Annotated in this window: 27 protein-coding genes and 3 tRNA genes; 11 read left to right on the top strand and 19 right to left on the bottom strand. The window is 55.0% G+C overall.

What is annotated here, in order from left to right; all coding sequences use genetic code 11:
* The 4 genes from uvrC to RX972_RS24865 all read left to right on the top strand — a co-directional run bounded on the left by uvrC (position 1) and on the right by RX972_RS24865 (position 2,676).
* Entirely contained in the window at positions 1-1,824 is a 1,824-nt protein-coding gene (gene uvrC / locus RX972_RS24850; protein ID WP_316879442.1) for an excinuclease ABC subunit UvrC, read from the top strand.
* A gap of 32 nt (positions 1,825-1,856) precedes the next feature.
* Positions 1,857-2,417, top strand: coding sequence for a CDP-diacylglycerol--glycerol-3-phosphate 3-phosphatidyltransferase (pgsA, locus tag RX972_RS24855; RefSeq protein WP_027898587.1), 561 nt, complete (start codon positions 1,857-1,859; stop codon positions 2,415-2,417).
* 63 nt (positions 2,418-2,480) lie between these two features.
* Positions 2,481-2,556 (top strand) — tRNA-Gly (locus tag RX972_RS24860).
* A gap of 46 nt (positions 2,557-2,602) precedes the next feature.
* A tRNA-Cys gene (locus RX972_RS24865) sits at positions 2,603-2,676 on the top strand.
* 154 nt (positions 2,677-2,830) lie between these two features.
* Here the strand turns inward: RX972_RS24865 and RX972_RS24870 are convergent.
* Positions 2,831-3,133, bottom strand: a complete 303-nt coding sequence (locus RX972_RS24870) for a hypothetical protein (RefSeq protein WP_164581908.1) — start codon at positions 3,131-3,133, stop codon at positions 2,831-2,833.
* A gap of 85 nt (positions 3,134-3,218) precedes the next feature.
* Positions 3,219-3,509 (bottom strand): hypothetical protein, encoded by a 291-nt coding sequence (locus tag RX972_RS24875; RefSeq protein WP_099271259.1) that lies wholly within the window; start codon positions 3,507-3,509, stop codon positions 3,219-3,221.
* A gap of 131 nt (positions 3,510-3,640) precedes the next feature.
* On the opposite strand from RX972_RS24875, the gene RX972_RS24880 reads away from it, so the two are divergent.
* Together RX972_RS24880 and RX972_RS24885 are read left to right on the top strand one after the other, a co-directional pair.
* Positions 3,641-3,955, top strand: a complete 315-nt coding sequence (locus RX972_RS24880) for a hypothetical protein (RefSeq protein WP_141562250.1) — start codon at positions 3,641-3,643, stop codon at positions 3,953-3,955.
* Between the two features lie 366 nt (positions 3,956-4,321).
* Positions 4,322-5,035: a hypothetical protein gene (locus tag RX972_RS24885; RefSeq protein WP_373562268.1), complete on the top strand. Its 714-nt coding sequence runs from the start codon at positions 4,322-4,324 to the stop codon at positions 5,033-5,035.
* A 31-nt stretch (positions 5,036-5,066) separates the two neighbouring features.
* Here the strand turns inward: RX972_RS24885 and RX972_RS24890 are convergent, their stop codons facing one another.
* Complete coding sequence (locus tag RX972_RS24890) at positions 5,067-5,501, bottom strand: Sbal_3080 family lipoprotein (protein WP_099271260.1); 435 nt, start codon at positions 5,499-5,501, stop codon at positions 5,067-5,069.
* A gap of 219 nt (positions 5,502-5,720) precedes the next feature.
* Between RX972_RS24890 and RX972_RS24895 the strand changes: the two genes are divergently transcribed.
* The gene (locus tag RX972_RS24895) at positions 5,721-6,353 is read left to right on the top strand and encodes a LysE family translocator (protein ID WP_027898582.1); all 633 of its coding nucleotides are present in this window, start codon (positions 5,721-5,723) and stop codon (positions 6,351-6,353) included.
* A 49-nt stretch (positions 6,354-6,402) separates the two neighbouring features.
* Here the strand turns inward: RX972_RS24895 and RX972_RS24900 are convergent, their stop codons facing one another.
* The gene (locus RX972_RS24900; protein ID WP_316879449.1) at positions 6,403-7,302 is read right to left on the bottom strand and encodes an SDR family oxidoreductase; all 900 of its coding nucleotides are present in this window, start codon (positions 7,300-7,302) and stop codon (positions 6,403-6,405) included.
* A 97-nt stretch (positions 7,303-7,399) separates the two neighbouring features.
* Here RX972_RS24900 and RX972_RS24905 point away from each other — a divergent pair, with 97 nt between their 5' ends.
* Complete coding sequence (locus tag RX972_RS24905) at positions 7,400-8,233, top strand: helix-turn-helix transcriptional regulator (RefSeq protein WP_231677617.1); 834 nt, start codon at positions 7,400-7,402, stop codon at positions 8,231-8,233.
* 110 nt (positions 8,234-8,343) lie between these two features.
* Here the strand turns inward: RX972_RS24905 and RX972_RS24910 are convergent, their stop codons facing one another.
* From RX972_RS24910 to RX972_RS24925, 4 genes are all read right to left on the bottom strand, one after another.
* Positions 8,344-8,817: a hypothetical protein gene (locus tag RX972_RS24910; RefSeq protein WP_231677618.1), complete on the bottom strand. Its 474-nt coding sequence runs from the start codon at positions 8,815-8,817 to the stop codon at positions 8,344-8,346.
* Positions 8,818-8,923: 106 nt separating this feature from the next.
* Positions 8,924-9,391 (bottom strand): hypothetical protein, encoded by a 468-nt coding sequence (locus RX972_RS24915; RefSeq protein ID WP_231677619.1) that lies wholly within the window; start codon positions 9,389-9,391, stop codon positions 8,924-8,926.
* Positions 9,392-9,818: 427 nt separating this feature from the next.
* Positions 9,819-10,061, bottom strand: a complete 243-nt coding sequence (locus tag RX972_RS24920) for a hypothetical protein (protein ID WP_231677620.1) — start codon at positions 10,059-10,061, stop codon at positions 9,819-9,821.
* A 351-nt stretch (positions 10,062-10,412) separates the two neighbouring features.
* Positions 10,413-10,676 carry a hypothetical protein gene (locus RX972_RS24925; protein WP_099271264.1) on the bottom strand — a complete coding sequence of 88 codons (264 nt, stop codon included), beginning with the start codon at positions 10,674-10,676 and terminating at the stop codon, positions 10,413-10,415.
* A 355-nt stretch (positions 10,677-11,031) separates the two neighbouring features.
* Here RX972_RS24925 and RX972_RS24930 point away from each other — a divergent pair, with 355 nt between their 5' ends.
* Positions 11,032-11,214 carry a hypothetical protein gene (locus RX972_RS24930; RefSeq protein WP_027898577.1) on the top strand — a complete coding sequence of 61 codons (183 nt, stop codon included), beginning with the start codon at positions 11,032-11,034 and terminating at the stop codon, positions 11,212-11,214.
* 141 nt (positions 11,215-11,355) lie between these two features.
* On the opposite strand, the gene RX972_RS24935 is transcribed toward RX972_RS24930, so the two are convergent.
* Complete coding sequence (locus RX972_RS24935) at positions 11,356-11,625, bottom strand: superinfection immunity protein (protein WP_027898576.1); 270 nt, start codon at positions 11,623-11,625, stop codon at positions 11,356-11,358.
* Positions 11,626-11,840: 215 nt separating this feature from the next.
* On the opposite strand from RX972_RS24935, the gene RX972_RS24940 reads away from it, so the two are divergent.
* On the top strand, positions 11,841-12,098 hold the full coding sequence (locus RX972_RS24940) for a DUF1652 domain-containing protein (RefSeq protein WP_231677621.1): 258 nt from the start codon (positions 11,841-11,843) through the stop codon (positions 12,096-12,098).
* A 31-nt stretch (positions 12,099-12,129) separates the two neighbouring features.
* Here the strand turns inward: RX972_RS24940 and RX972_RS24945 are convergent, their stop codons facing one another.
* From RX972_RS24945 to RX972_RS24970, 6 genes are all read right to left on the bottom strand, one after another.
* Complete coding sequence (locus RX972_RS24945; RefSeq protein ID WP_122704784.1) at positions 12,130-12,426, bottom strand: DUF2388 domain-containing protein; 297 nt, start codon at positions 12,424-12,426, stop codon at positions 12,130-12,132.
* Positions 12,427-12,926: 500 nt separating this feature from the next.
* The gene (locus RX972_RS24950) at positions 12,927-13,838 is read right to left on the bottom strand and encodes a PhzF family phenazine biosynthesis protein (RefSeq protein ID WP_316879457.1); all 912 of its coding nucleotides are present in this window, start codon (positions 13,836-13,838) and stop codon (positions 12,927-12,929) included.
* Positions 13,839-14,090: 252 nt separating this feature from the next.
* A complete protein-coding gene (locus RX972_RS24955; RefSeq protein ID WP_316879459.1) occupies positions 14,091-14,978 on the bottom strand; it encodes a T6SS immunity protein Tli4 family protein in 888 nt (295 codons plus the stop codon).
* A gap of 388 nt (positions 14,979-15,366) precedes the next feature.
* Positions 15,367-15,452: transfer RNA gene (locus RX972_RS24960), tRNA-Leu, on the bottom strand.
* Positions 15,453-15,613: 161 nt separating this feature from the next.
* Positions 15,614-18,169 carry an excinuclease ABC subunit UvrA gene (locus RX972_RS24965; RefSeq protein ID WP_316879461.1) on the bottom strand — a complete coding sequence of 852 codons (2,556 nt, stop codon included), beginning with the start codon at positions 18,167-18,169 and terminating at the stop codon, positions 15,614-15,616.
* A gap of 60 nt (positions 18,170-18,229) precedes the next feature.
* On the bottom strand, positions 18,230-18,427 hold the full coding sequence (locus RX972_RS24970) for a hypothetical protein (RefSeq protein ID WP_027898564.1): 198 nt from the start codon (positions 18,425-18,427) through the stop codon (positions 18,230-18,232).
* A gap of 430 nt (positions 18,428-18,857) precedes the next feature.
* Between RX972_RS24970 and RX972_RS24975 the strand changes: the two genes are divergently transcribed.
* On the top strand, positions 18,858-19,247 hold the full coding sequence (locus tag RX972_RS24975) for a helix-turn-helix domain-containing protein (protein ID WP_263272120.1): 390 nt from the start codon (positions 18,858-18,860) through the stop codon (positions 19,245-19,247).
* Between the two features lie 54 nt (positions 19,248-19,301).
* On the opposite strand, the gene RX972_RS24980 is transcribed toward RX972_RS24975, so the two are convergent.
* The 4 genes from RX972_RS24980 to modA all read right to left on the bottom strand — a co-directional run.
* Positions 19,302-20,354, bottom strand: a complete 1,053-nt coding sequence (locus tag RX972_RS24980; RefSeq protein ID WP_027898562.1) for a DNA topoisomerase IB — start codon at positions 20,352-20,354, stop codon at positions 19,302-19,304.
* Between the two features lie 68 nt (positions 20,355-20,422).
* A complete protein-coding gene (modC, locus tag RX972_RS24985) occupies positions 20,423-21,511 on the bottom strand; it encodes a molybdenum ABC transporter ATP-binding protein (protein ID WP_027898561.1) in 1,089 nt (362 codons plus the stop codon).
* Between the two features lie 3 nt (positions 21,512-21,514).
* Positions 21,515-22,195: a molybdate ABC transporter permease subunit gene (modB, locus tag RX972_RS24990; protein WP_122398317.1), complete on the bottom strand. Its 681-nt coding sequence runs from the start codon at positions 22,193-22,195 to the stop codon at positions 21,515-21,517.
* 1 nt (position 22,196) lies between these two features.
* The coding region (modA, locus tag RX972_RS24995) for a molybdate ABC transporter substrate-binding protein (RefSeq protein ID WP_316879466.1) at positions 22,197-22,772 on the bottom strand (576 nt) is incomplete at its 5' end.

Raw genomic sequence — 22,772 nt, forward strand, 5'->3', positions numbered from 1 at the left:
ATGAACCCATCGTTTGACCCGAGTGCCTTTCTTGCAACCTGTAGTGGCCGTCCTGGCGTGTATCGCATGTTCGATACCGAGGCGCGGCTACTGTACGTCGGCAAAGCCAAGAATCTGAAAAACCGCCTGGCGAGTTACTTTCGCAAGACCGGCCACGCGCCAAAGACCAGTGCATTGGTCTCGCGGATCGCCCAGATTGAAACCACGATCACCGCCAACGAAACCGAGGCGCTGCTGCTTGAGCAGACGCTGATCAAAGAATGGCGTCCGCCTTACAACATTCTGCTGCGCGATGATAAGTCCTATCCCTACGTCTATCTGTCGGATGGTGACTTTCCGCGTCTAAGTATTCATCGCGGCGCCAAGAAACCCAAAGGTCGTTATTTCGGCCCTTACCCCAGTGCCGGAGCGGTACGGGAAAGCCTGAGCCTGATGCAGAAGACCTTTCTGGTTCGTCAGTGTGAAGACAGCTTCTACAAGAACCGCACCCGACCGTGCCTGCAATATCAGATCAAGCGCTGCAAGGGGCCGTGTGTCGGTCTCGTGGAGCCGGAGGTTTACGCGGAAGATGTGCGCCACTCGGTGATGTTCCTCGAAGGTCGCAGTAACACGCTGACTGACGAGTTGAACGCACTGATGGAAAAAGCCGCCATGAGTCTGGATTTTGAACAGGCTGCCGAGTTGCGTGACCAGATTGCGTTGCTGCGCCGGGTTCAGGATCAACAGAGCATGGAAGGCGGCACGGGTGACGTCGACGTCGTCGCTGCTTTCGTCAACCCCGGTGGCGCTTGCGTGCATCTCATCAGCGTGCGCGGGGGCAGGGTGCTGGGTAGCAAGAATTTCTTCCCGCAGGTCGGTATCGAGGAGGCGGTGGGCGAGGTCATGTCGGCCTTCCTGTCGCAGTATTTCCTTGGCGGCGTTGATCGCGAGTTGCCGGCTGAAATCATCGTCAATGTGCTGCATGACGATTTCCCGACCTTGATCGACGCCATTGAAGAGTCTCGAGGTCGTGAACTGGTGATCAGCCACCGGGTTCGTGGCACCCGTGCCCGCTGGCAGCAGATGGCAGTGACCAACGCGGAACAGGCGTTGGCGGCGCGGCTCGCCAATCGTCAGCATGTAGCAGCTCGATTCGATGCACTGCAGAAGGTTCTGAAACTCGATGAGCCGCCGCTGCGCCTTGAGTGCTATGACATCAGCCACTCCAGTGGTGAAGCTACAGTGGCTTCCTGCGTGGTATTTGGTCCTGAAGGGCCGATCAAATCGGATTATCGCCGCTACAACATTGAGGGCGTTACGGCGGGGGACGACTATGCTGCCATGCACCAGGCATTGACCCGACGTTTCAGCAAGCTGAAAGAAGGCGAGGGCAAGTTGCCGGATATTCTGCTGGTTGACGGCGGTAAAGGGCAGATGTCCATGGCCCGGGATGTATTGAATGAGCTGGCAGTGCCTGATCTGATCCTGTTGGGTGTTGCCAAAGGTACGACCCGTAAGGCAGGCTTTGAAACCCTGTACCTGAATGATTCCGCTCACGAATTTACCCTGCCGGGGGATTCTCCGGCGTTGCACCTGATTCAACAGATTCGCGACGAAGCTCACCGTTTTGCAATTACTGGACACCGGGCACGACGCGGCAAGACACGGCGCACTTCGAGTCTTGAAGGCGTTGCCGGAGTAGGGCCGACACGGCGTCGTGACCTGCTCAAGCACTTTGGTGGTTTGCAGGAATTGTCCCGCGCCAGCATCGAAGAAATCGCAAAAGCGCCCGGAATAAGTAAAAAGCTTGCAGAGTCGATTTATGCGAACCTGCACAGCGAGTAGAATGCCCGCTCACCTCGTAGCAAGTTGTGCCGATGAATATCCCTAATCTGATCACCGTTCTACGTGTCCTCCTGATTCCGATCTTCATTCTGCTGTTTTATCTGCCGTACCACTGGAGCTACATGGCAGCCAGTAGCGTCTTCGCTTTTGCAGCGGCGACCGACTGGCTCGATGGTTATCTGGCTCGCCGTCTGGAGCAGAGCACGCCGTTTGGCGCGTTTCTCGATCCCGTCGCGGACAAACTGATGGTTGCAGTGGCGCTCGTGTTGCTGGTTCAGGCCCACGCCAATCTATGGCTGACGTTGCCTGCGGCGGTGATTATCGGCCGTGAGATCGTTATTTCCGCTTTGCGCGAATGGATGGCCGAATTGGGCGCCAGGGCGCAGGTGGCGGTATCGAACCTGGGCAAATGGAAGACCGCCGCACAAATGCTGGCGCTGGTCATCCTGCTGGCTAATCCACCCGCGTTCACATTCTGGGTGGTGCTGGGTTACGTGTTGCTGATTCTCGCTGCAGGCCTGACTTTGTGGTCGATGCTGCAATACCTGAGAGCAGCATGGCCGCATCTGAAAACCACCGCTGATAAAAAATAAGTTTTTAAAACAAAGGGTTGACGGCGCGGTTTGAATGTATAGAATAGCGCCCGTCACCAAGATGCGGGAATAGCTCAGTTGGTAGAGCACGACCTTGCCAAGGTCGGGGTCGCGAGTTCGAGTCTCGTTTCCCGCTCCAAGTTTGTACACATTGAGTGTTTGTTGTTTGAGCACTGGATGTTTGAGGCCGAGTAGCAAAATGGTTATGCCGCGGATTGCAAATCCGCTTACGCCGGTTCGATTCCGACCTCGGCCTCCACTATTAAAGAACCCGAAGATTAACGTCTTCGGGTTTTTTATTGCTTTCGAATTGGCGAAGCCATCACTGCCACCAGAGCTGGTTTCTCTATCTCGCCCTCATCGACCTGATCGTGGTACTCCAGGGCGCGTTCAGTGCGATGCCTCTGCCGTCTTTATCTTTCGAGTTTGTCGAGCGCTTCGTTGAGGCCCGAGATTGCAGATAGCGCCCACACGTGGTGCTGCTCTGTACTGTGCCCGACAGTGATGTCGTATCCGAGCATTGCTGATGCGTGAGAGCGCAGCCGTTCGATGTTTTCGGCAGCGTATGGAGCGCGTTCCTTAAAATACTCATCCAGTCCTTTCGTGAGGATAGATATCGCGCTGAATGCCGCAGCATGCAGAAACAGGTCGTCTGTCCCGCGTGCAGCGCTGAGAAGATCCTCTATTTTGTTGAGAGCCTGTTTCGGGTTAATCATCAGTAACCTCGATCAATAAGGATTGGGTGAAGCCAGAAGCTGCTACTCGACCTGCATGACTGCCACTGGCATTCCGTCCCGATGTTTAGTGCCAGGAGGCCTGAATGGCTGCGTCGAACAGAGGGCCCGTGATCCGGCGGTCACTGTATTCGCTGACGAAATAATTGATTCGGTTAGCCAGGTGCTGAATGGATAGCCAGCCCAGGCCATGGTAGTCCCGCAATTCCTCGTCGTTGAGCTTAATCAGGGATTCGTAACTCAAGAAGGACGCCTCGCAGTTGACGAGGACATAGATTGAGCCATCTCCCGCGCGAAGAAGCTGCCAGTAGCCATCCGTAATGTGATGGGTCGCAGGCGTGAGGTGAATCAGATCCATGTTTGATTTTCGTCCGTTACCTTGTAGTAACTCACCATAACATGGCTGCGAGCGACGATCCTGTAGTGTCCGCTCCTGGTCCAAAGGTGGACGTTTTTTAACCTGCTCATCGCTCGAAATGTGCTCGCGCCATGACCAGTCGTCTGAATCTAAGAAATTCGAGTGCAGAGTCCGTTTTTTGTGGTCTCAGTTGTTTCATTTTTAAGAAAAAACCAAAAATGGTCCTTAAAAGAAAATTTGCTGAAGACAGCCGGGACCTATTATCCCAGCTCAACCTTGCCACGGCGGAAATGATGTCATTGCCGATCAGTAGCATTGGCAGCTGCGAGTGGCGGATTGCTCAATCACGCCAGGAGCAGGCATTTTTGAGGTGGCACTGCTACATAAGCAATGAAAATGTAGTGAGGCTCAAAGAGCCTCGCTTAGCCACTGCGTGCGTGGCCTGATTTTAAAAAAACGGCTCTGATGCGCACAAGCATTTCTGCATCTGGTACGCGCTGATGGCGTGCGCCGGACTAGTGCGAATGCTGAGGCGGTCCGAGAGGTATAACTCCACCGTAGCGGCCTTTGGATTGGTTACCGCTGGGTAGGGTGGTCACGTCTCTCAGATGCATTTTTTGCAGAAAGTGCATTTCAATCGTTTCAGGCGCACGCCTGATTCGCGGGGTTGTTCCAACAATCTGGCCCTCATATCGCACTTTTCTTGATTTTCCCGATCTATGTCTGTCCCGACCGCGCTGATTTCCCGCGCGGACAGCGAATCAGACCTGGTGCCGATGGATCGCACATTACCCGCATGTTTCACTCAATGGATGCGCCAGCCGCTCGTGCTGGCGGTGGTTTTTCTGCTGGGTGTCTGCGGTTGTAGCCAGCAGCAGGGCCGCGATATCGCAAATCAATTCAGCAAAGGCAAACCTGACGAGATCTTCCAGACCAGCGTTGACCGTATGGCTACGTTAGGCATGCACGATAATCTGCAAAGTCTGTATTTGCTGATGAACAAGCTTTACATGCGCAATCCTGCCCAGTGGCGTCAATCGGGCTATACCGATGAGGTCAGTGCTGCGCGGGCGATTCGTCAGGCCATCGAACAGCGTCAGCCGTTGCCCGCTCTTGGGGATCGCCGTGACTTGGCGGCGCTGAGCTATTCCTTGAGTCCGGAGTTTCGCGGCGATCGTGTTGGAGCATTCATCTACGCGATAGGCAGCATGCTGATCACCGCTCACGGTGGTCGCACCGAGTTCTATGTGACGGACTCCATCAATCCGCAGTTTGTCAGCAACGCCGCGCGCAATATCGAAAAAGCCACCTGGCTGCTCAGTCAGCGTCAGGATGCCAATGGTGTGCTGTTGCTGTTTTCCAATGAAATATCCGACCAGACCAGTAATCTGAGTTTCGCCGTTGAGTTTGGCAAGATAGTCGCGCGGCTGGATTTGCTGGCGCAGATTCTGGATGAGCGTTACCGGCGTATCGGCCTTAATTACGCGCAAAGTTTATTACTGATGAATTTTCTGCCGGTGCAGTAGTAATCCGGGCTGTTATCCGGCCCGGCAATACTTACTTTGCAGGCATATTCTTCAATAGCTCATCAAGCACGGGCGCCATCTTGGTTTCCGTCCCTTGCCACTTCATCATTGATAATCCGCCTTTGCCCCGCAGGTAGTAATGCGCGGCACCCAATCGACGTTTTTCGCTGTCCCATATCTCCAGATCTGCGCTGGACAGATACGGCACGATATCCCACGTGCGATACGCGACATACGTCAGCCGGTAGGCGCAGCTTGCCGGCACCTGGGTATAGACTTCGGAGCTGATACCGCGGTCCGAGAGCCCGCGTTGCACCACTGGGACAAAATCCGTGACCAGCACTTTGGGATTCTGCTCAATGCAGATATTCGTCGGGCGCACCGTAAGCGGCTCGACTTCAATCGACGTGCAGCCACTCAATACGCCCAGTCCTGCGAGTACAAAACCACTTGCCAATGCCTTCATCAAAACCGGTTCCCTCCTGGAGTGCAAACCCCTATTGGTGGGGTGCTTCAAAGTAATACGCCCCATGAGTTCGCGGCGGGGCGGCATAGTGCCATGTCTGCTCTGGGTAGAATAGGGCGGCGAGGTTAAATAGACATTTCGTGTAAACGTGAACCTGACAATCCAGTAATATGCGCACTGCTTGTAGGCCGCCAACCTTGCCCCATGGAATGGAACCTGATGATCGACTTTTCGGTAGCGTTACTTTTTGCAGGCGCTTGCCTTGCGCTCACCCTGACACCCGGCCCGGACATGTTGTTGATCGCATCCCGGAGCATGAGTCAGGGCAGGGCATCGGGATTTGTTTCGCTGGCGGGCATTCAGGCAGGGACTTACTGTCATGCGCTGGCGGCGGCCTTGGGACTGTCACAGTTACTGATTGCTGTGCCCACTGCCTACGATGTTGTCCGATTCGCAGGTGCCGCCTATCTGGCATTTCTCGCATGGAAGGCTTTTACCAGTACCGCCTCGCCGCTTGTGGCCAGCGGAAGCCTCGCGTCGACGCCGCTTGCCCGCATCTTTCGTCAAGGATTATTCACCAATCTGCTTAATCCGAAAATGGCACTGTTCGTTCTGGCTCTGTTTCCACAATTCGTCGATCCAACTAAAGGATCGGTGATTGCCCAGATGCTGATATTCGCGACCATCCTGAACGTCATTGGTTTGTTCGTGAACGGTTCCGTGATCGTCCTGGCGAGTAAGTTAGGGAGCAAACTTTCAGCAAATGCCCGGATTGCGAAGGCGCTTAATCAACTTCTGGGCGCCGTGTTTATCGGCTTGGCTTGTCGATTGGCGCTGGTGTCCGACAAGTAAGCGATATGCGCATATACCTATAACCCGGCTAAATCGAGGGGCGACAGCGCTAGTTTTCCAGGCTGTCGTCCCGCATATTCTCCACGTCAGTCAGAAGCGTTGGCCCTTGTGGATTCCATTGCAAGACCTCTCTGGTCCGGGTGCTGGAAGCGGACATGTCTTTACTGACGAAAGGGTTTAGCCAGCCAAAATGAGCGGCTGCGTTTTCGGCTTGCACAGCAGCTAACGGCAGCCGCCACTTATGGGCGATCATCTCAGCGATACTTCTGAACGAAACAGACTCTTCAGCGGTGGTGTGATAGCGCGAACCTGATTCCTGCCTTTCCAGGGCAAGCCGATATAGCTGCGCCGTGTCGTCGATATGCGTTGCGGACCAGCTATTGAGTGCGCCTTCGATATAGGCAGATATTCCAGTCTTGCGGGCTAACTCAATGACTTCCGTTACCAGGCCCTGCTTTCTGGTGTCGTGAATCTGGGAAAGGCGCATGACTGAGACGTTAACCCCGCGCTGATACAGTTCAAGCCCCGCCAGTTCCGAGGCCACCCTTGGGTTGGGATGGTCAGGATTAAAACAGTGCTCGAGCGCTTTTGGCCCGGGGACTGTCGAGCCCATTGCCGTGCTTGATGTAATGATCAGCGGGCGGTCGCTGCCTTCGAGCGCTGCACCGAGAGCAAGGATTGCACGTCGATCTTTCTGGCAGTTTTCCACGAAGTTCGCAAAGTTGTGATCGAAGGCGGTATGGATTACGCCATCGCATTCACCAGTGGCACGTTGCAAACTGTGCAGGTCTTCGATATCTCCCCTGTAAGCCTGCGCACCTATTGCTGTCAGCGCTTGCCTGCCTGACTCGGAACGCGTCAGCCCTATTACCTGATGCCCTGATGCAATGAGATCCGCCGCGACATGGGAGCCAATAAACCCTGTTGAACCGGTTAAAAAAATACGCATGATCGAATTCTCTATGTGCTGATTCGATACAGTGCGCTTAAGCTGCATCCTGTAAAAGCAGGGACATTATCAGGGTATAAATACTACTGGGATAAATATGCCGGACCCGTCGAATAACGCGCTTGGACTTTACTTGAAAGATTGCCGGGGTCGTATTGATCCCTCAGCTCTTGGATTACCGACAGGCCGACGTCGCACGCCCGGTCTACGTCGTGAGGAAGTCGCGGCCCGGGCAAACATCAGCCCAACCTGGTATACGTGGCTTGAGCAAGGGCGGGGCGGTAGCCCGTCTGCCCAAGTGTTGAACCGGATTGTCGAGAGTCTGTTGTTAACCGACTCCGAACGCGAGCACGTTTTCCTGCTCGCTTTTGGACACCCGCCAGAAGTGGTTTACAAGCCATCTGAGGGTGTTACACCACGGCTGCAACGTCTGCTGGACAGTTTCGAGACCAGCCCGGCCATTATCAAAAGCGCGACATGGGATGTGCTTGCCTGGAACCGTGCCGCAGCGACCGTACTCACCGACTACGGGAGATTGCCGGTTGAACAGCGCAATATCCTGCGGCTGATTTTCTGCAGCCCCAAGATCCGCGCGGGTCAACTTGACTGGGAAGCAACGGCCAGGTTTGTGGTCGGTGCATTCAGGGCAGACGCGATTCGTGCCGGTGCCCATTCCGAAGTCACCAGGCTTGTAGAGGAGCTCTGTGCACTAAGCCCTGAGTTTGCTTCGTTCTGGCGTGACAATGATGTGCGTGTCCATGGCGACGGAGTCAAACGCCTGCGCCACGAAACCCTCGGATTGATCGAGCTCGAATATTCCGGCTTTGCTGTAGAAGGGCGCCCAGACCTGGGCATGATTGTTTACAGCCCCATGACGACGGCGGATGCCGATCGGATCCGTGCACTTATTCAAGCTTCGGGAGCCAACTGACATGAGATCAATTTCCCGGATCATCGCCGGTTGGCCGGCGCCGGCCTGGTATAAGAAGTGCTCGGCATTGCCCTGACTGTCTGCGCATTGGTTGCCTGGCTGAAACAAGCTCACCGACCGCTCGGCAAAGGCGGCCGCGTTTCGACTTGTTCAAGGCTCACGCGGTAGGTGGTGTAGGTGTCGCCGTCCTCCATGTAAAGGTCGCTCCGGTAATCCGAGACTGCGCCTTTGAGTTTGATGTGCAGGCCGTTGGAGACACGCTGGATGACCACGTCTTTCAAGTCAGTGTCCGAGACCAGGAAGGGCGGGGTTTTGCCGAGGCGCACCTTCATTGTCTCTTCACTCCTTCCGCGGCCGTCTTTGACGTAGAAACTCAGGTTTTTGGGCTCATCAGGATCTCTGGCATCCTGAACGACGTAGATCGACTGCCCCGAAATGAAGTCTTGCGTGAGGACTATCTCAGAAGGAAATTCCGGTTTGTGCAGGTATGCATAGATGAAAAAGCCTACGAGAAAGAGCGAAACGATAATCGCGAGAAACTTTTTAACTCTGACTACAAGGGTTTGCCATTCGGTCTTGTTCATGGGGTTCAGCTTTAATCGAAGGAGAATAGCCACAAGCATCGAATCGGCTTGCAGTGCATCGGACTGTAAAGAAACCACTCATCGATCTCAGCGTTGCATAACGGCATCAATTTGGGCAGTTCAACTGTTCAGCGCGAAGATCAATGGTGAAGAGTTTGCTGTTTCTCGCGAGGTAGTAATGCTCTTGATGAATCTTGAACCTTCGCATCATCGCCAACAACTGCGGTTCCTTGCAGGCCAATTGCTCTAGACCAAGGCGTATTTTCGCCTCCATGCTGACCTTGCGTTCCTCCGAGAGGCTGCTTGCTTCCAGGTCGATCCTGTAGCGGTAAATGATAGTGTCGCTGTACATCAAGCCGACGTACTCAAGGGTGGTTATTGCATCCAGCTGTTTTGGCAGGGTCGCGTCCAGCCGGGCCAGCCGCTCGACCAGCAGCGCCTGTTGGGCCTCGTTCTCCTGCTCGGCCTTGAACGCGAAATAGCGTCCAATCCCGGCAATCAGTACCACCGCAGCGATACCCAGATACAAGTTACGTGCGTTGCGCCGTTTCTTGGGCGCCAGCTTCATCAACATCTTGAATGACTCGTCCTGAGCATGAAAAATCCCCTAGCGAAACCAGAAGCCAAGGATAAAAACGACATAGCCTGACACAACAGAGAGGCACTCTGCCAATCCAGGGGGGGGCACTGGCCCACAATCGCTCTTGAGGCTGGAGTTCCAAACGTGAATCGGCCGGACGCTTATCGACAGTTTGAACTGCCGCGCCCTCAAGCTGCCAAAACAGCACCCACCATGAGGACAGTGAAATGACTGACGAAAAGAAAGAACCGCCAAAGGATGACACACCCGCGCATTCCACCAAGGAAGAGCGTGAGCGTCTGAAGGATTTCAATAAGGGTGGTATTCCGCCAGGCGCTTGTTGAGAGACCAGCGCTTGATCGCTATTCGCGACTGGCTTCGGGCGCGCGAATAGCGATGGTCTGATGATCTTCGTGTGGGACTAACGAGGCTCTTCGGCTGGTTCCCGAGTAATTCGGCCGGCTTTTACCTCATCTGCAAAGCTGAGAAGGCTCGCTTCGGAAGCTTCATAGTTATTGACGATTTCCCTTATGGCATCAGCTTCCGTCTGATTACCGGTAGCCTCTAAATCCCGAGCTTTCTTGTGCAGGTCCGCGGAAGACCACTTGAGCAGAAACGCTGCCGATATAAGTGCATCCCGAAGTTCCTGATTATCCCTGGTCATGCCTGTCTGGTCCTTTCAAAGTCGACCTCTATAGTTCAGAGGGCGGAGACGCGCCAAATTGTATTTTGAATAGGCGCTCGATATTTAGCGAGAAAAGGGCTGAGTCGCGGCTGAGGTTGAATCGGTGCAGTTCAGCCTGGACATCTTATTGGATCAGCAAGGTTGTCGAGGCCCGGAAACAATAAGAGCTTACGCCAGAAACCTGTGTAAGCCCTTGATTTAAAATGCTGCCCTGAGCCAGTATCGCATCGGCAGTCCAGGGCGACGCATTCTAAGGCCCGGTCTAATCGTTTGACAATCATAATGAAAAATATAAACAAGCCCGCATGATGGCGGGCTTACGCCTCTGGTTCAGAGGTCCTTTTTGATCTCTTTGTCGATATGCTTGTCGGCCTTGTGCCGCTCTTTGTCATCATGTTTGGCGCCTTTATCAACCTCGTCGGCGTCGTGCTTCACACCTTTATCCAGTTCCTTTCCATCGTGCTCGACGCCCTTGTCCAGTTCACGATTATCATGCCGAATGCCTTTTTCCAGTTCGCTCTCAGCGAAGGCGAGCGGTACTGCCGTGCCCACCAGGAAGACAGCCGTTATTGCCGACAGAATGAATTTGCTCATTATCTTTCCCCTAAGCGTGAAAAGCTGATCCCTCATGGAACATCAATTTCGAGCATAGGCCAGGGATATAGGGCCTTCAAGTTGCTCGCCAAGGTTACCAAACGGTGGACCTGTAGGAGCGCACGAGCAACGCGAGGCCGCGATAGCGGTGCATCAGGCTAACCGCCATCGCTGCCTCGCAGTGCTCGTGCGCTCCACAAAGCATTACATTTACATCGCGTTCGACGATCGACCGGTGGCGGCGGTAGAAGAGAGGGGGCAGCAGCCCGCGCGATTCTGGCTGTCAGAATCACACCAGGCCGGTTGAATTGTCGGCGGCTCTCCCTGTCAGTTTTTCTTTTAGGGAGGAACGCTCATGGCAGTCACACTGAAAATGCTCAAAGGCGAGGAAATCCCAAGCGAGCATCGCCGCCCGGATCTAGAGGCCCTGATCGAAGTGAAAAGTCACGACGGATCGCTTCATTATCTGGAGTCAGAAGAAGAGGCGGCGAATCTGGTTGTGGATTTGCACAAGGAAGATCAAGAGGAGGGCGGCTGACAAAGACGCTAAATGCCAGGCAAAGAAAAGCCCGCGATGGGGGAAAGCGGGCCAAGGCCTGATAGAGCCTGCGATTAGATTACGAGGCTCTATGTGAAAACGTTGTGAAGAATGACTGGTTCAGCGCAAGAATTTGCTGTTTTATCTGCTCTCCATGTTGAAAACCAAAACACGGTAATAAGCCGCCAGCCAGCCAATTCCGGTCCATCCCGACAGCAGATTCAGCTTGAAGATTGAATTGCTGATTTCAAGCCTGTGAGAGATGGCGTAGAGGTAAGGGTAGAAATACAGCCCGACAGCGCTGGTGATGAACAAAAGGTTTGCGGTAGTAGCCCCCAGGCCTTCGCCATTTCGACACAAGTAGCTGAGCGTAAGTAGAAGTATCAGCAGGGCCAAGTTGAAGATATGCATCCAAAGCGCCTTATAAAGTGATCGTCGCACAGGTAGAGGCGTTATGACATCACTATGGGCGTGCGGTGCAGATAACCCGGCTCTAAAAGAATCTATCGGGTCGATAGACTGAATGAAAAAGCCCGGTGCTTGGCGGGTCTACTTGAAGACGGGAAATAAATCGGCGTTGGATTGTCTACTCTTGACCAAACTACTGAGCCAGTGGAGTACGCACGATGTATCTAAAATCAGACATCCAGCGAATTTTTGAAACAGCGTTCTTGCCCTCGAGGTGCGAATGCGTCATCGGTGCAAACGACTGCTTCTCGTTGAAGCTCATCAATCCCCAATCGGGCGATATCGAGTTGTATCTTGCGGCGGTGCCTTTGGCTGAGCTTTCCACCAGCAGATCCATCGCCAGGTTGGTGCTCTCATTGAGAGAGCAAAGAGACCTTATGGGCAAGATGGACCTGTCCATGAAGCGACTGGCGTAGAGCAGGCACGAAAAGCCCGCGGGAGGGCCAATCAGTAGTTTGCAGCAATGGCCTGAGCCAGTTGAAGGTCAGACATCAGAGGCTGGTTGGCAGTCGAGCGGTAGTGCTGAACAGCCTGTTCAAACTGCGCACCACGGATATCGCCATCTGAGCCAATAAAAGCCAGAGCGTCGTCACGGGCAGGCGTGAAAAAATCAGCGATTTTTTCGGATGACATTAAGGTCACCAAAGACGTCCCGACCGTACTTAAACGGATGTATTCAGCGGCCTCTACCTGAGCGCCGGTCAAGGTTGCCAGAGCTATTACCACAGCCTTCCATGAGTTCATTCTTCAATACGTCCATTGCATTTTTTTGGGATGGCACAATAGCATGAGGTGGTAATTACAAGATACGAAAAGCCTGGTGCCTGGCTGGGCCCACAGACACACACTTTACAACTCGTATCATTGCGCTGGAGGGACCACCTTGATCATGAAACCGGCGAGAAAGCGCGGTGTAGCACTGGCATGGTGAGTTGTATGATCGTGCAAGCGCATCCTGGCTGACCAGTTTCACTTGCCTGAGCACACGGCTTTCAAAGGTCAGGGCGACTCATTCGGGGAGGGTGCCGGGCTATGAGGTGTGTCACCTCGAATTGATCACTACGTGCTGAGGCTATTTGCAGGTTTGCGGAGAGCTTTAAGCTTGGGAGATTAAGGTGATTGCGACCGCTTGGAGATACCCGGCACTATCACCCTGACCTACGCAGCTCACGATTGAGGTTTGAAAGTTTGGCCGTATGTCTAACTGCACAAGACATGTCCGGCGCAAGCTCAGGATCATTTGGCTAGTCATCGCCCTTGAGCGAAAATTTACCTTGCATGATAGTGACGCACTCGCCGGAAATTCTGACCTCTTCCGTACCATCGTCGATGTATCGCACATTGATAACGCTTGGCCGTCCTACACTTACTCCTTGCACTACACGAGCTGTCATTTTCTTCCTGGAGTACAAGCTCGCGAGCAACGCAACGGTTGCAGCCGTTGCGCTACCTGTTCCAGGATCTTCGGTCATACGATTAGTGAAAGTCCGAGCCTCCAGATTGACATCAGCGGTGTCATCCAAGCCTCCCGAGACTTTCGTATACGCGTAAATCGAGGTAGCTCCGCTCACAGGCACTGTAAGCTTGTACTCCGCGAGATTCGGGACGCATTGCCTTAACGCATCCTGGCTCTTTAGCTCGACAATAATGAATGGCAAGCCTACGGATGCAACTTGTGGGACATGAGTGGCGATCTCTATTTGATCAGGACTCAAAGACAGGCACGCTGCTATTTGCTTTAGATCGACTGTCTCAAGCCTGGATAGCTGCTCTGGCGCAACCAGCTCAGCGCCGACAGGCTTGCCTGCTTCAAACAGGATCCGTATGCGAACCAGCCCCGCAGCCTCTTCGAAAACCATGGTTTCAGGTGGCAACCTCCCAGCGTGATACATCTCCGTAGCCAGGACGTACGCAGTTCCGATGTTGGGGTGTCCGGCGAAAGGAAACTCCTTTGACGGGGAAAAGATGCGTACCCATGCTGAGTTTTCGGGATTTCTCGGCGCCAACACAAACGTAGTTTCGCTGTAACCGAATTCAGCTGCAATACGCTGCATTTGCTCGCTCGAAAGACTCTCTGCATCCAACACAACAGCCACTGGGTTGCCCTGAAACGCTGTTGATGAAAAAACATCCGCAGTTACGTATCGACGCTCCATCTGAAAGATCTCGTCTTGAAATTTTGATAATACTTCGTTGTTGCGCCACAGAGGAACCTACGTTGCGCAGTCAGTCAGGCGTCCACTGCATTTGCAAATGTCCATTGGAAGTTAACTGCTGCCAGTCACGCACCCGTGGCCCAGGGTAACCGTAAATAGGAGGGCGACGCAGAGGTTCGAGAGATGCCTTGTCCGGACGTTTACCAGTGTTGTGCCCGACAGCTCAGCCATGATGAGGTGCAAGCCCATGATTCAAGGCAGGGGCTGTAGACTGTCTACTACACGATCCCAGAATGCGAGGGCTTCTTCGTCTGACTTGAAGTCGCTTCCAGTCTCGTGTGTACCCAACTCGAGATCTATAAACGGTTTTGTATTGGACTCTACAGTGCCTTTATATTCAACCTGAAAGGTATAAAAGCGTTTTCCATTAACGACCGCAGTGACTGCGACTTCTTCCGCTTTGACAGTCCCGATCATGCGCTCTCGCTTCCTGAGTGTTTTTGTCTGACTCATCAGTTCAGCGCTGCCGGGAGCAAAGTCACCTTCTTTATTGTTGTTAAATCGTTCTATCAGGCTATCTTTGTGCTCAGCTATTTGTTGTGTCAATAAGCTCACATACGTACCAGGGTGGGTTGAAATTTGTGCGCCCATGTAAACGCCTTCAAGTGCTTGCTCAGGATCAAGCTGGAGGTAGCCCGATTCCAACGCGAATCCGCCCGCAGGAGGCGCATCTTGAGGTGCCCTGAAAAATATAGATTCACTCATCATTCGAATTTTATGGATAGCTCCATCCAGGCCTTTGGCAGAAATCGCGTCGGCCTTCATGCGATATAATGTGTTTTTTGTAGTCAGAAGGTAAGCATTGAGCGTATAAAATTCTTTCAGCCTGGAGACTACTAAAATGCCGCCGTTGCCGAGCGGAACCGTCTTTTGGTATTCGCTTGATGTCCCTTTTGCTGTTCCTTTTTTAAGATCCTCAATATAGCGTTCGACAGTCGATTTTATTTGAGACTTCCCGTTTTTTTCGATCAGCTCAACGTCTTCATTGTATATTTTGTAGTCGGCTAACATTTTAGAGCTCGTGGGGAGTTCCAATTTGAATCTTCCCAAGTAATGCGCCTCCCACTTTTCAGTAGTCATGTAGCTCGTTCTATTTTCTTGCGCTGAGGCTGGCTCGCTATGAGCAGTCGTCAATAGGGCTGCGCATGCGCAAAAATTTATGAATTTTAATAGACCTTTCATGCCGTCTCTACACACCAGGTTTTAACAGGGAGTCTAACTAGGCTCATTGTCCTATGCCAGCTTCCTGGCTGGACAGCAACCTTGCGACGAACTCGAGTAATTGTTTGAGCTTACTGGCCGTATGCCCGGAGGTCAGCCACGCCGGTGCAGAGGTGTAGGAGCGGCTCGTACTGCTCGACTTTCAGGGTCATCCGCTTGGATAGGATTGCGAAGGAGGTCAAGGAGTTGCGGAGCAGAAAACAACAAGGGCCTACGCCAGAAACCAGCGTAAGCCCTTGATCAGAAATGGTGCCCCGAGCCGGGGTCGAACCGGCACGTCCAAAGGACGAGGGATTTTAAGTCCCTTGCGTCTACCAATTTCGCCATCGGGGCGGTAGCGCTGAAGAGCAGGGAATATATACACCCAACCCATCTGAAGCAAGCCCGCAAGATATTGAAATAAGACAAGATCTTGCGTTTCGGGCCGGAAAAACAGGCGGGCCTTGTCTGTTCGTGACTAAGGCCCTTGGTCCGCACGCGATATGCGGATCGAATTAGCCGTTCAGGACTTGCCTCAGGAATGGCGCAGTTTTGCTGGCTGCAACCTTCACAATTTGCTCTGGTGTCCCGGCAGCGACGATCTCGCCTCCCTGATCACCCGCGCCAGGACCGATGTCGATGACCCAGTCACTTTGCGCCACGACGCGCATTTCGTGTTCGACAACCACGACGCTGTTGCCGGCATCCACCAGCAGGTTGAGTTGTTTCAGCAAGCGATCGACGTCGGTGGGATGCAGTCCGGTGGTAGGTTCATCCAGAACGTACAACGTTGCGCCGCGCTGAGTGCGTTGCAGTTCGGTGGCGAGTTTGATGCGTTGCGCTTCGCCGCCCGACAGCTCTGTCGCGGGTTGCCCGAGCCGCAGATAACCCAGGCCGATATCGCGTAGCACGGTCAGAGGCCTTAGTACCGCGGGTTCGTCTTTGAACAGTGCTACCGCGTCATCCACCGTGAGTCGAAGCACTTCGGCGATGTTCAATCCTTGCCAGGTGATGGTCAGGGTTTCAGGGTTGTAGCGTGCGCCTTGGCAGGTGGAGCAGGGCGCGTACACACTGGGCATGAAGAGCAATTCAACACTGACAAAACCTTCGCCTTCACAGACCGGGCATCGGCCTTTGGCGACGTTGAATGAGAACTGACCTGCGTCGTAGCCTTTCTTGCGGGACGTTGGCGTGGCCGCGAATAGCTTGCGCACCTGATCGAAGAGGCCCGTGTAAGTGGCGAGGTTGGAACGTGGGGTTCGGCCGATGGGCTTCTGGTCGACCTTGACGAGTCTGCGAATGGCGTCCAGTCCGTTGGCAACCTTGCCGCTGGCGGATTGCGGAGCGTCATCTTCCAGGCTTGGCGCGTCGCTTTCGGTATTTTCAGCAACATGACCCAGATGCAAACCGACCAGTTCCAGCAGTGCATGGCTGACCAGACTGGATTTGCCCGAACCGGAAATACCCGTGACCGAGGTAAAGCAGCCCAGCGGAAATGCAGCGTTCAGGTTGTTCAGGTTATTACGGGTGACGCCTTCGAGCTTCAGCCAGTCGGTTGCCTTGCGTCGCTTGGGCTTGCCTGTTTTGTGTTCGGCAAACAGGTGCAGCCGGGTTTGCGACTCTTTGACTTTGGCAAGCCCGGCGGGCGGACCGCTGTAGAGAACGCGCCCGCCTTGCTCGCCTGCCGCCGGGCCGACATCGATCAACCAGTCGGCGCGGCGCATGGTTTCCAGATCGTGTTCGACCACAAACAGCGAGTTACCAGCAGCTTTGAGGCGTTGCAGGGCGCTGAATAACGCTTCGCCGTCAGCGGGATGCAGCCCGGCAGAGGGTTCGTCCAGCACGTAGATCACGCCGAACAATTGCGAGCCGAGCTGGGTAGCCAGGCGCAGTCGTTGCAGTTCCCCGGACGACAGGGTGGGCGTACTGCGTTCCAGCGCCAGATAGCCAAGACCCAGATCGGTCAGGGTACTGACTCTCGCCAAAAGATCCTGAGCGATCCGTTGCGCAGCAATGCGTTTCTCGACGGACAGGTCGTCTTCAAGTGGCGCATCGGAGGCAGCCACAGGACGTAGCACCTCAGCCAGTTGCAGCAGAGACATCTGGCCCAGTTCACCGATATCGAAACCGGCAAACTTCACTGACAGCGCTGCCTGCGTCAGGCGCTTGCCGTCACACAGGGCACACGGGCTGCCGATCATGAATTGCGCGACGCGCTTCTTCATCAGGGCGCTTTGCGAGTGGGTAAAGGTGTGCAGCACGTAGCGACGCGCTCCGGTGAAAGTGCCTTGATAGCTGGGTTCAAGTTTCTGTTTCAGGGCCTTGCGGGTTTCCGCAGGTGTCAGACCACCGTACACCGGCACGGTGGGCTGTTCGTCGGTGAACAGAATCCAGTCACGCTGCTTCTTCGGCAGATCGCGCCATGGAATGTCCACGTCGTAGCCAAGGGTGACGAGAATATCCCGCAGATTCTGGCCCTGCCATGCCGTGGGCCACGAGGCGACGGCTCGCTGGCGAATGGTCAGCGAATCATCGGGGACCATCGATTGCTCAGTCACCTCATATACCCGCCCCAAACCATGACACTGCGGGCACGCGCCCTGGGGCATATTGGGTGAGAAGTCCTCGGCATAGAGCATCGACTGTCCGGCGGGATAACTCCCCGCGCGGGAGTACAGCATGCGGATCAGGCTCGACAGCGTCGTGACACTGCCCACCGAGGAGCGGGTGCTTGGCGTGCCACGTTGCTGTTGCAGGGCTACCGCCGGTGGCAGGCCCTCGATGGAGTCCACATCGGGTACGCCAACCTGATCGATCAGTCTTCTCGCATAAGGCGCGACCGATTCGAAGTAGCGACGCTGTGCCTCGGCATACAGCGTCGAGAACGCCAGCGAAGACTTGCCGGAACCGGAGACGCCGGTGAACACCACCAGCGCATCACGGGGTACATCCACGTCAACGTTTTTCAGGTTGTGCTCACGTGCGCCGCGTACTCGCACGAAACCGTTGTGCTGCTGAGGTGCAGCGACGGAGAGGGTCTTTTTGTCGGGAGGGGTGTGCTGTGAAGTCATCGTCCAGCCTTGTCATTGAATAAAGGCGACGGCACGGCCCACGCCTGTTGCTTGAGTTGATTAATCAGTGTCTTTCGGCGCGTGGGCGTTTGCGCCAGGGACCTTTGGCGCATGCCCCTGATCGTCCTGCTGACCACCGGTCTGCGCCTGTTCTTCGCGGGTTTCTTCAGTGCGCTCCTGATGGTCAGCAATGTCCGCCGGGTGCTGCTCGGGGTCGTTGAGATTGTTGCCTGGGAGGTCGCGTTTGTCTTGAGGCATTTGGGTCGTCCAGAAGTGTGCGGGTTAAAAGTCACAGGATTACGATCAGGGAGCGCTGCTGATCGTTCAATCCAATGCATCCATGTGCCGATACATGCGCTTCGTCGGCTGATGATCAATCAGTTCAAACCCGCTGGCCGCTTTCACGGTCCTCCATTTAAGTCGTGCGATGTCACGAACAGGTAGACGATTGATCTGTAGGAGCTGCCGAAGGCTGCGATGGATGGTTGGATCTCAGAGTGTCCGCCTCACAGCCATCGGCAGATCCTACAGAAGGTGCATTCAATACCTTCTGTTTAATAGGGCGTTTCGGTGAATCACGTAGGAATGGTCCTACGGTCTCCAGGCCTATTGTGTGGGTTTTGAGATTGGCTGTTTAATCCGTTTTTTCCTGACCCACTCACGAGCTTGACAGGGAGCAAGCAGATCCATGATCGAAATCGGTAGAAGACTAAGGCAGGAGCGCAAGCGTCTGGGGCTGTCCCAGAAAGCAATGGGCGAGCTGGGTGGGGTCGCCGCCAATGCGCAGGGCAAGTATGAAAGCGGAGAGCGTGCGCCCAGAGCCGACTATCTCGCTGCCCTGGCAGCGGCGGGAGTAGACGTTTTGTTCGTGCTCACCAGCCGTCGTTCAGCGCGTGTCCAGATTGACAGCGCATTCAGTAAAGTTGAATCCGCGCCCATCAATTCTGAGTTGCTGCTGGTCGAAATCCAGCAAGCGGTGCGGCACTTTGTGTCGACTATAGAGGAGCTATCCAGCAGCCCGGTTGCCATCAGCCCTGAAGGAAGCGTCGGCGACCCGAATGTCGAGGAAGAAAAGTAGCACGCTACGGAGTTTGTTCATTCAATAGCGTGAGAGGCAGCAGGCACTGACGGGTCAGGCACTGCCTGAGGATTCCGCCAGCACTTTCTCCGCGAGGCTCTGCAGATAGATGGCCAGCGCTACCTCTTCATGACGTAAGCCTTTACGTTGTCGGGACTTTGGTATCAGCGCAAGCTCTCCCAGCAAAAAGCCCTCCAGCACAGCAGGATGGATGTAGCACTTGCGGCAGACAGCCGGGGTATTGCCCAGTTGCCTGGCGACCTGCTTCACCATATCGACAATGTGTTTTTTTGCGTCGGCCTCCGGTTCCCAGTGCAGTTTGCGGAGGGTGGCGAGTGCCAGCGCGCTGCCTGCCCAGGTTCGGTAGTCCTTCGCCGTGAAATCCGAGCCCGTTAGCTTTTGCAGGTACGCGTTGATATCTGAAGAACTCACGGTATGGCGCTCGCCGTTGTCATCCAGGTACTGGAACAGGTTCTGACCGGGCAATTCCATGCAGCGTTTGATGACCTTGGCCAGGCGTCGGTCAGTCACATTGATCTGGTGCTCGACGCCGCTTTTGCCACGAAACTGGAACAGGATGTCGTTGCCGTGAACTTCGACGTGCTTGTTGCGCAGCGTGGTCAATCCGTAGGAACGGTTATCCCGTGCGTACTGGCTGTTACCGATACGGATCAGCGTGGCATCAAGCAACGAGACAACCGTGGCCATGACCTTGTCCCGGCCAATCCCGGGTTCGGCGAGCTGCGCTTCGATCTTCTTGCGGACCTTTGGCAAGGCCAGACCGAATTCGATCATGCGTGAGTATTTGTTCTCATCGCGAACTTCCCGCCACCGCGCGTGATAGCGGTATTGCTTGCGCCCGCGAGCGTCGCGACCCGTGGCCTGCAAGTGCCCGCGCGGATCCGGACAAATCCACACATCGGTATAAGCAGGCGGGATGACCAGTGCGTTGATTCGTTTGATTTCCGCTTCGTCACGAATTCGTTGGCCGTCTTTGTCGAAGTAAACGAACTTGCCCCGCAGGATCTTTCGGCTGAAACCCGCCTGGGTATCCTCAACGTAATGCAGGTCCGGCGGCAGTTGGTCGATAACGGTCGAGTCAGGCATGGGTTCAATCCACAGGGCAGGTAATTGGATTGACCGCGCTGTTTCTCAAGGGTGCCCAGTATTTACGCTCAGGCCAGCACCGCTACCGATTTGATCTGCGCCCAGAGCTGTCGCCCCGGCACGAGCTGCAACTGATCGCGGGAATAACGGGTGATACGTGCCAGCAACGGCGTACCGGCTGCGTCGAGACGGACCAGCACATGCGCGGCATTGTCTGCGGGAATCTCGCTGACAACCGTGACCGGCAAGCGATTGAGAATGCTGCTTTGGTGGTCGGGTTCCAGACTGAGGCTGATGTCCCGGGCTTGAACCTTGAAGCGCAGCGCTTTACCTGATGGTAGTGGCGTATGGGCAAGACGCATTTGCAGGTCGCTGTGGGGCAGGGCGACGCTGAGTAATTGATACTCGGCATTGTGGGCAATCACCGTGCCTTCAATCACTACGCCCGCGTCGTCCCCCATGGCCATGGGCAGATCCAGCCGCGCCAGGGTTTCGCCAATCGGGCCGCTGGCCAACGCCTTGCCGTCGCTCATCAGCACCAGATGATCAGCCAGCCGCGCCACTTCGTCCTGCGAGTGGCTGACGTAGAGCATGGGGATGTCCAGCTCATCGTGCAGGCGTTCCAGATAAGGCAGGATTTCGCTTTTGCGCTTGCTGTCCAGGGCTGCCAGCGGCTCATCGAGGAGCAGCAGGCGCGGGCTGGTCAGCAGCGCCCGGGCAATACCGATCCGTTGCCGCTCACCGCCGGAAAGTTTGTCGGGGCGTCGTTCGAGCAAGTGCTCGATACCCAGCAGCTGTGTCGCGTGCTGCAGATCCACATGACGCTGATCCGCGGGAATGCGCCGCAGGCCAAACTCCAGATTGCCGCGCACGGACAAATGCGGGAACAGGCTGGCTTCCTGAAAGACATAGCCCAGGGCGCGTTTGTGTGGCGGGACGAACAGACCGTTGGCCGTGTCCTGCCAGACCTCGTCGTTGATCTGGATAAAACCCTGTTCAGGCTTTTCCAAGCCTGCGATACAACGCAGGCAGGTGGTCTTGCCGGAACCAGAGTGTCCGTAAAGCGCTGTCACGCCGCGGCCGGGTAAAACCAGATCGACGTCCACGCTGAATTCCGGGTACTTCACCTGCAGACGGACCTGAATCTCTGAACTCATGAATCAGCTCCAGGCCGTTTTGGTCTTGCCGCTGGAATAGAGCGCCAGAAGAACCAGGAATGAGAACACCACCATTGAGCCAGCGAGCCAGTGGGCTTGCAGGTACTCCATGGACTCTACGTGATCGAAAATCTGCACTGACACGACGCGGGTTTTCTCGGGGATATTGCCGCCGATCATCAGTACCACGCCAAATTCACCCACGGTATGCGCGAAGCCAAGAATGGCACCGGTCACAAAACCGGGTTTAGCCAAGGGCAACACCACGCTGAAGAAGGTGTCCCAGGGATTGGCCCGCAAGGTTGCCGCCACTTCAAGCGGACGCGTGCCGATGGCAGCAAAAGCGTTGTGCAGCGGCTGTACTACGAAGGGCATGGAGTACAGCACCGAACCGATGACCAGACCAGGAAAGCTGAACGTCAGGGTTCCCAGGCCCAGGCTTTGAGTCAACTGACCGACAGTACCGTTGGGGCCGAGCAGCAACAGCAGGTAAAACCCGATCACCGTCGGCGGCAACACCAGAGGCAGGGCGACAATGGCGCCGACAGGGCCTTTGAGCCATGAGCGAGTGTGTGCCAGCCACAGGGCGATGGGCGTGCCGATGACCAGAAGAATCAAGGTGGTCAGGGACGCCAGTTTCAGGGTCAACCAGATTGCAGCAAAGTCGGTGCTGTCGAGCGGCATTTTACAGTTGGTATCCGAAGGACTTGATCACGGCAGCCGCTTTAGGACCTTTCAGGTATTCAACCAGCGCCTTGGCAGCGGCGTTGTCTTTGCCTTTGTTAAGGATCACGGCATCCTGTTTGATCGGATCGTGCAGCTCAGCCGGTACGATCCACGCCGAACCGCCGGTCACTTTACCGTCTTTGTAGATCTGTGACAGGGCCACGAAACCCAGCTCGGCATTGCCGGTGGAAACGAATTGATAGGCCTGAGTGATGCTTTGGCCTTCAACGATTTTCGGTTTGGTTACATCAGTCAGGCCCAGTTTGGCCAGTACCTGGGTAGCAGCGAGGCCGTAAGGTGCGGCTTTCGGGTTGGCAATGGACAAATGCTGATATTGATTTTTCTTGAGGACGTCGCCTTTGGCGTCCACGTAGCCTTCCTTCGCGGACCACAAGGCAAGGGTGCCAACGGCGTAGGTGAAGCGTGAGCCTTTGACGATATCGCCTTCATTTTCCAGCTTGGCCGGGGTGCTGTCGTCGGCGGAGAGGAACACTTCGAACGGCGCGCCGTTCTTGATCTGGGTGTAGATCTGCCC

The sequence above is a fragment of the Pseudomonas syringae group sp. J309-1 genome (assembly GCF_032582135.1).
In the GTDB taxonomy this organism is placed as follows: Bacteria; Pseudomonadota; Gammaproteobacteria; order Pseudomonadales; family Pseudomonadaceae; genus Aquipseudomonas; species Aquipseudomonas quasicaspiana.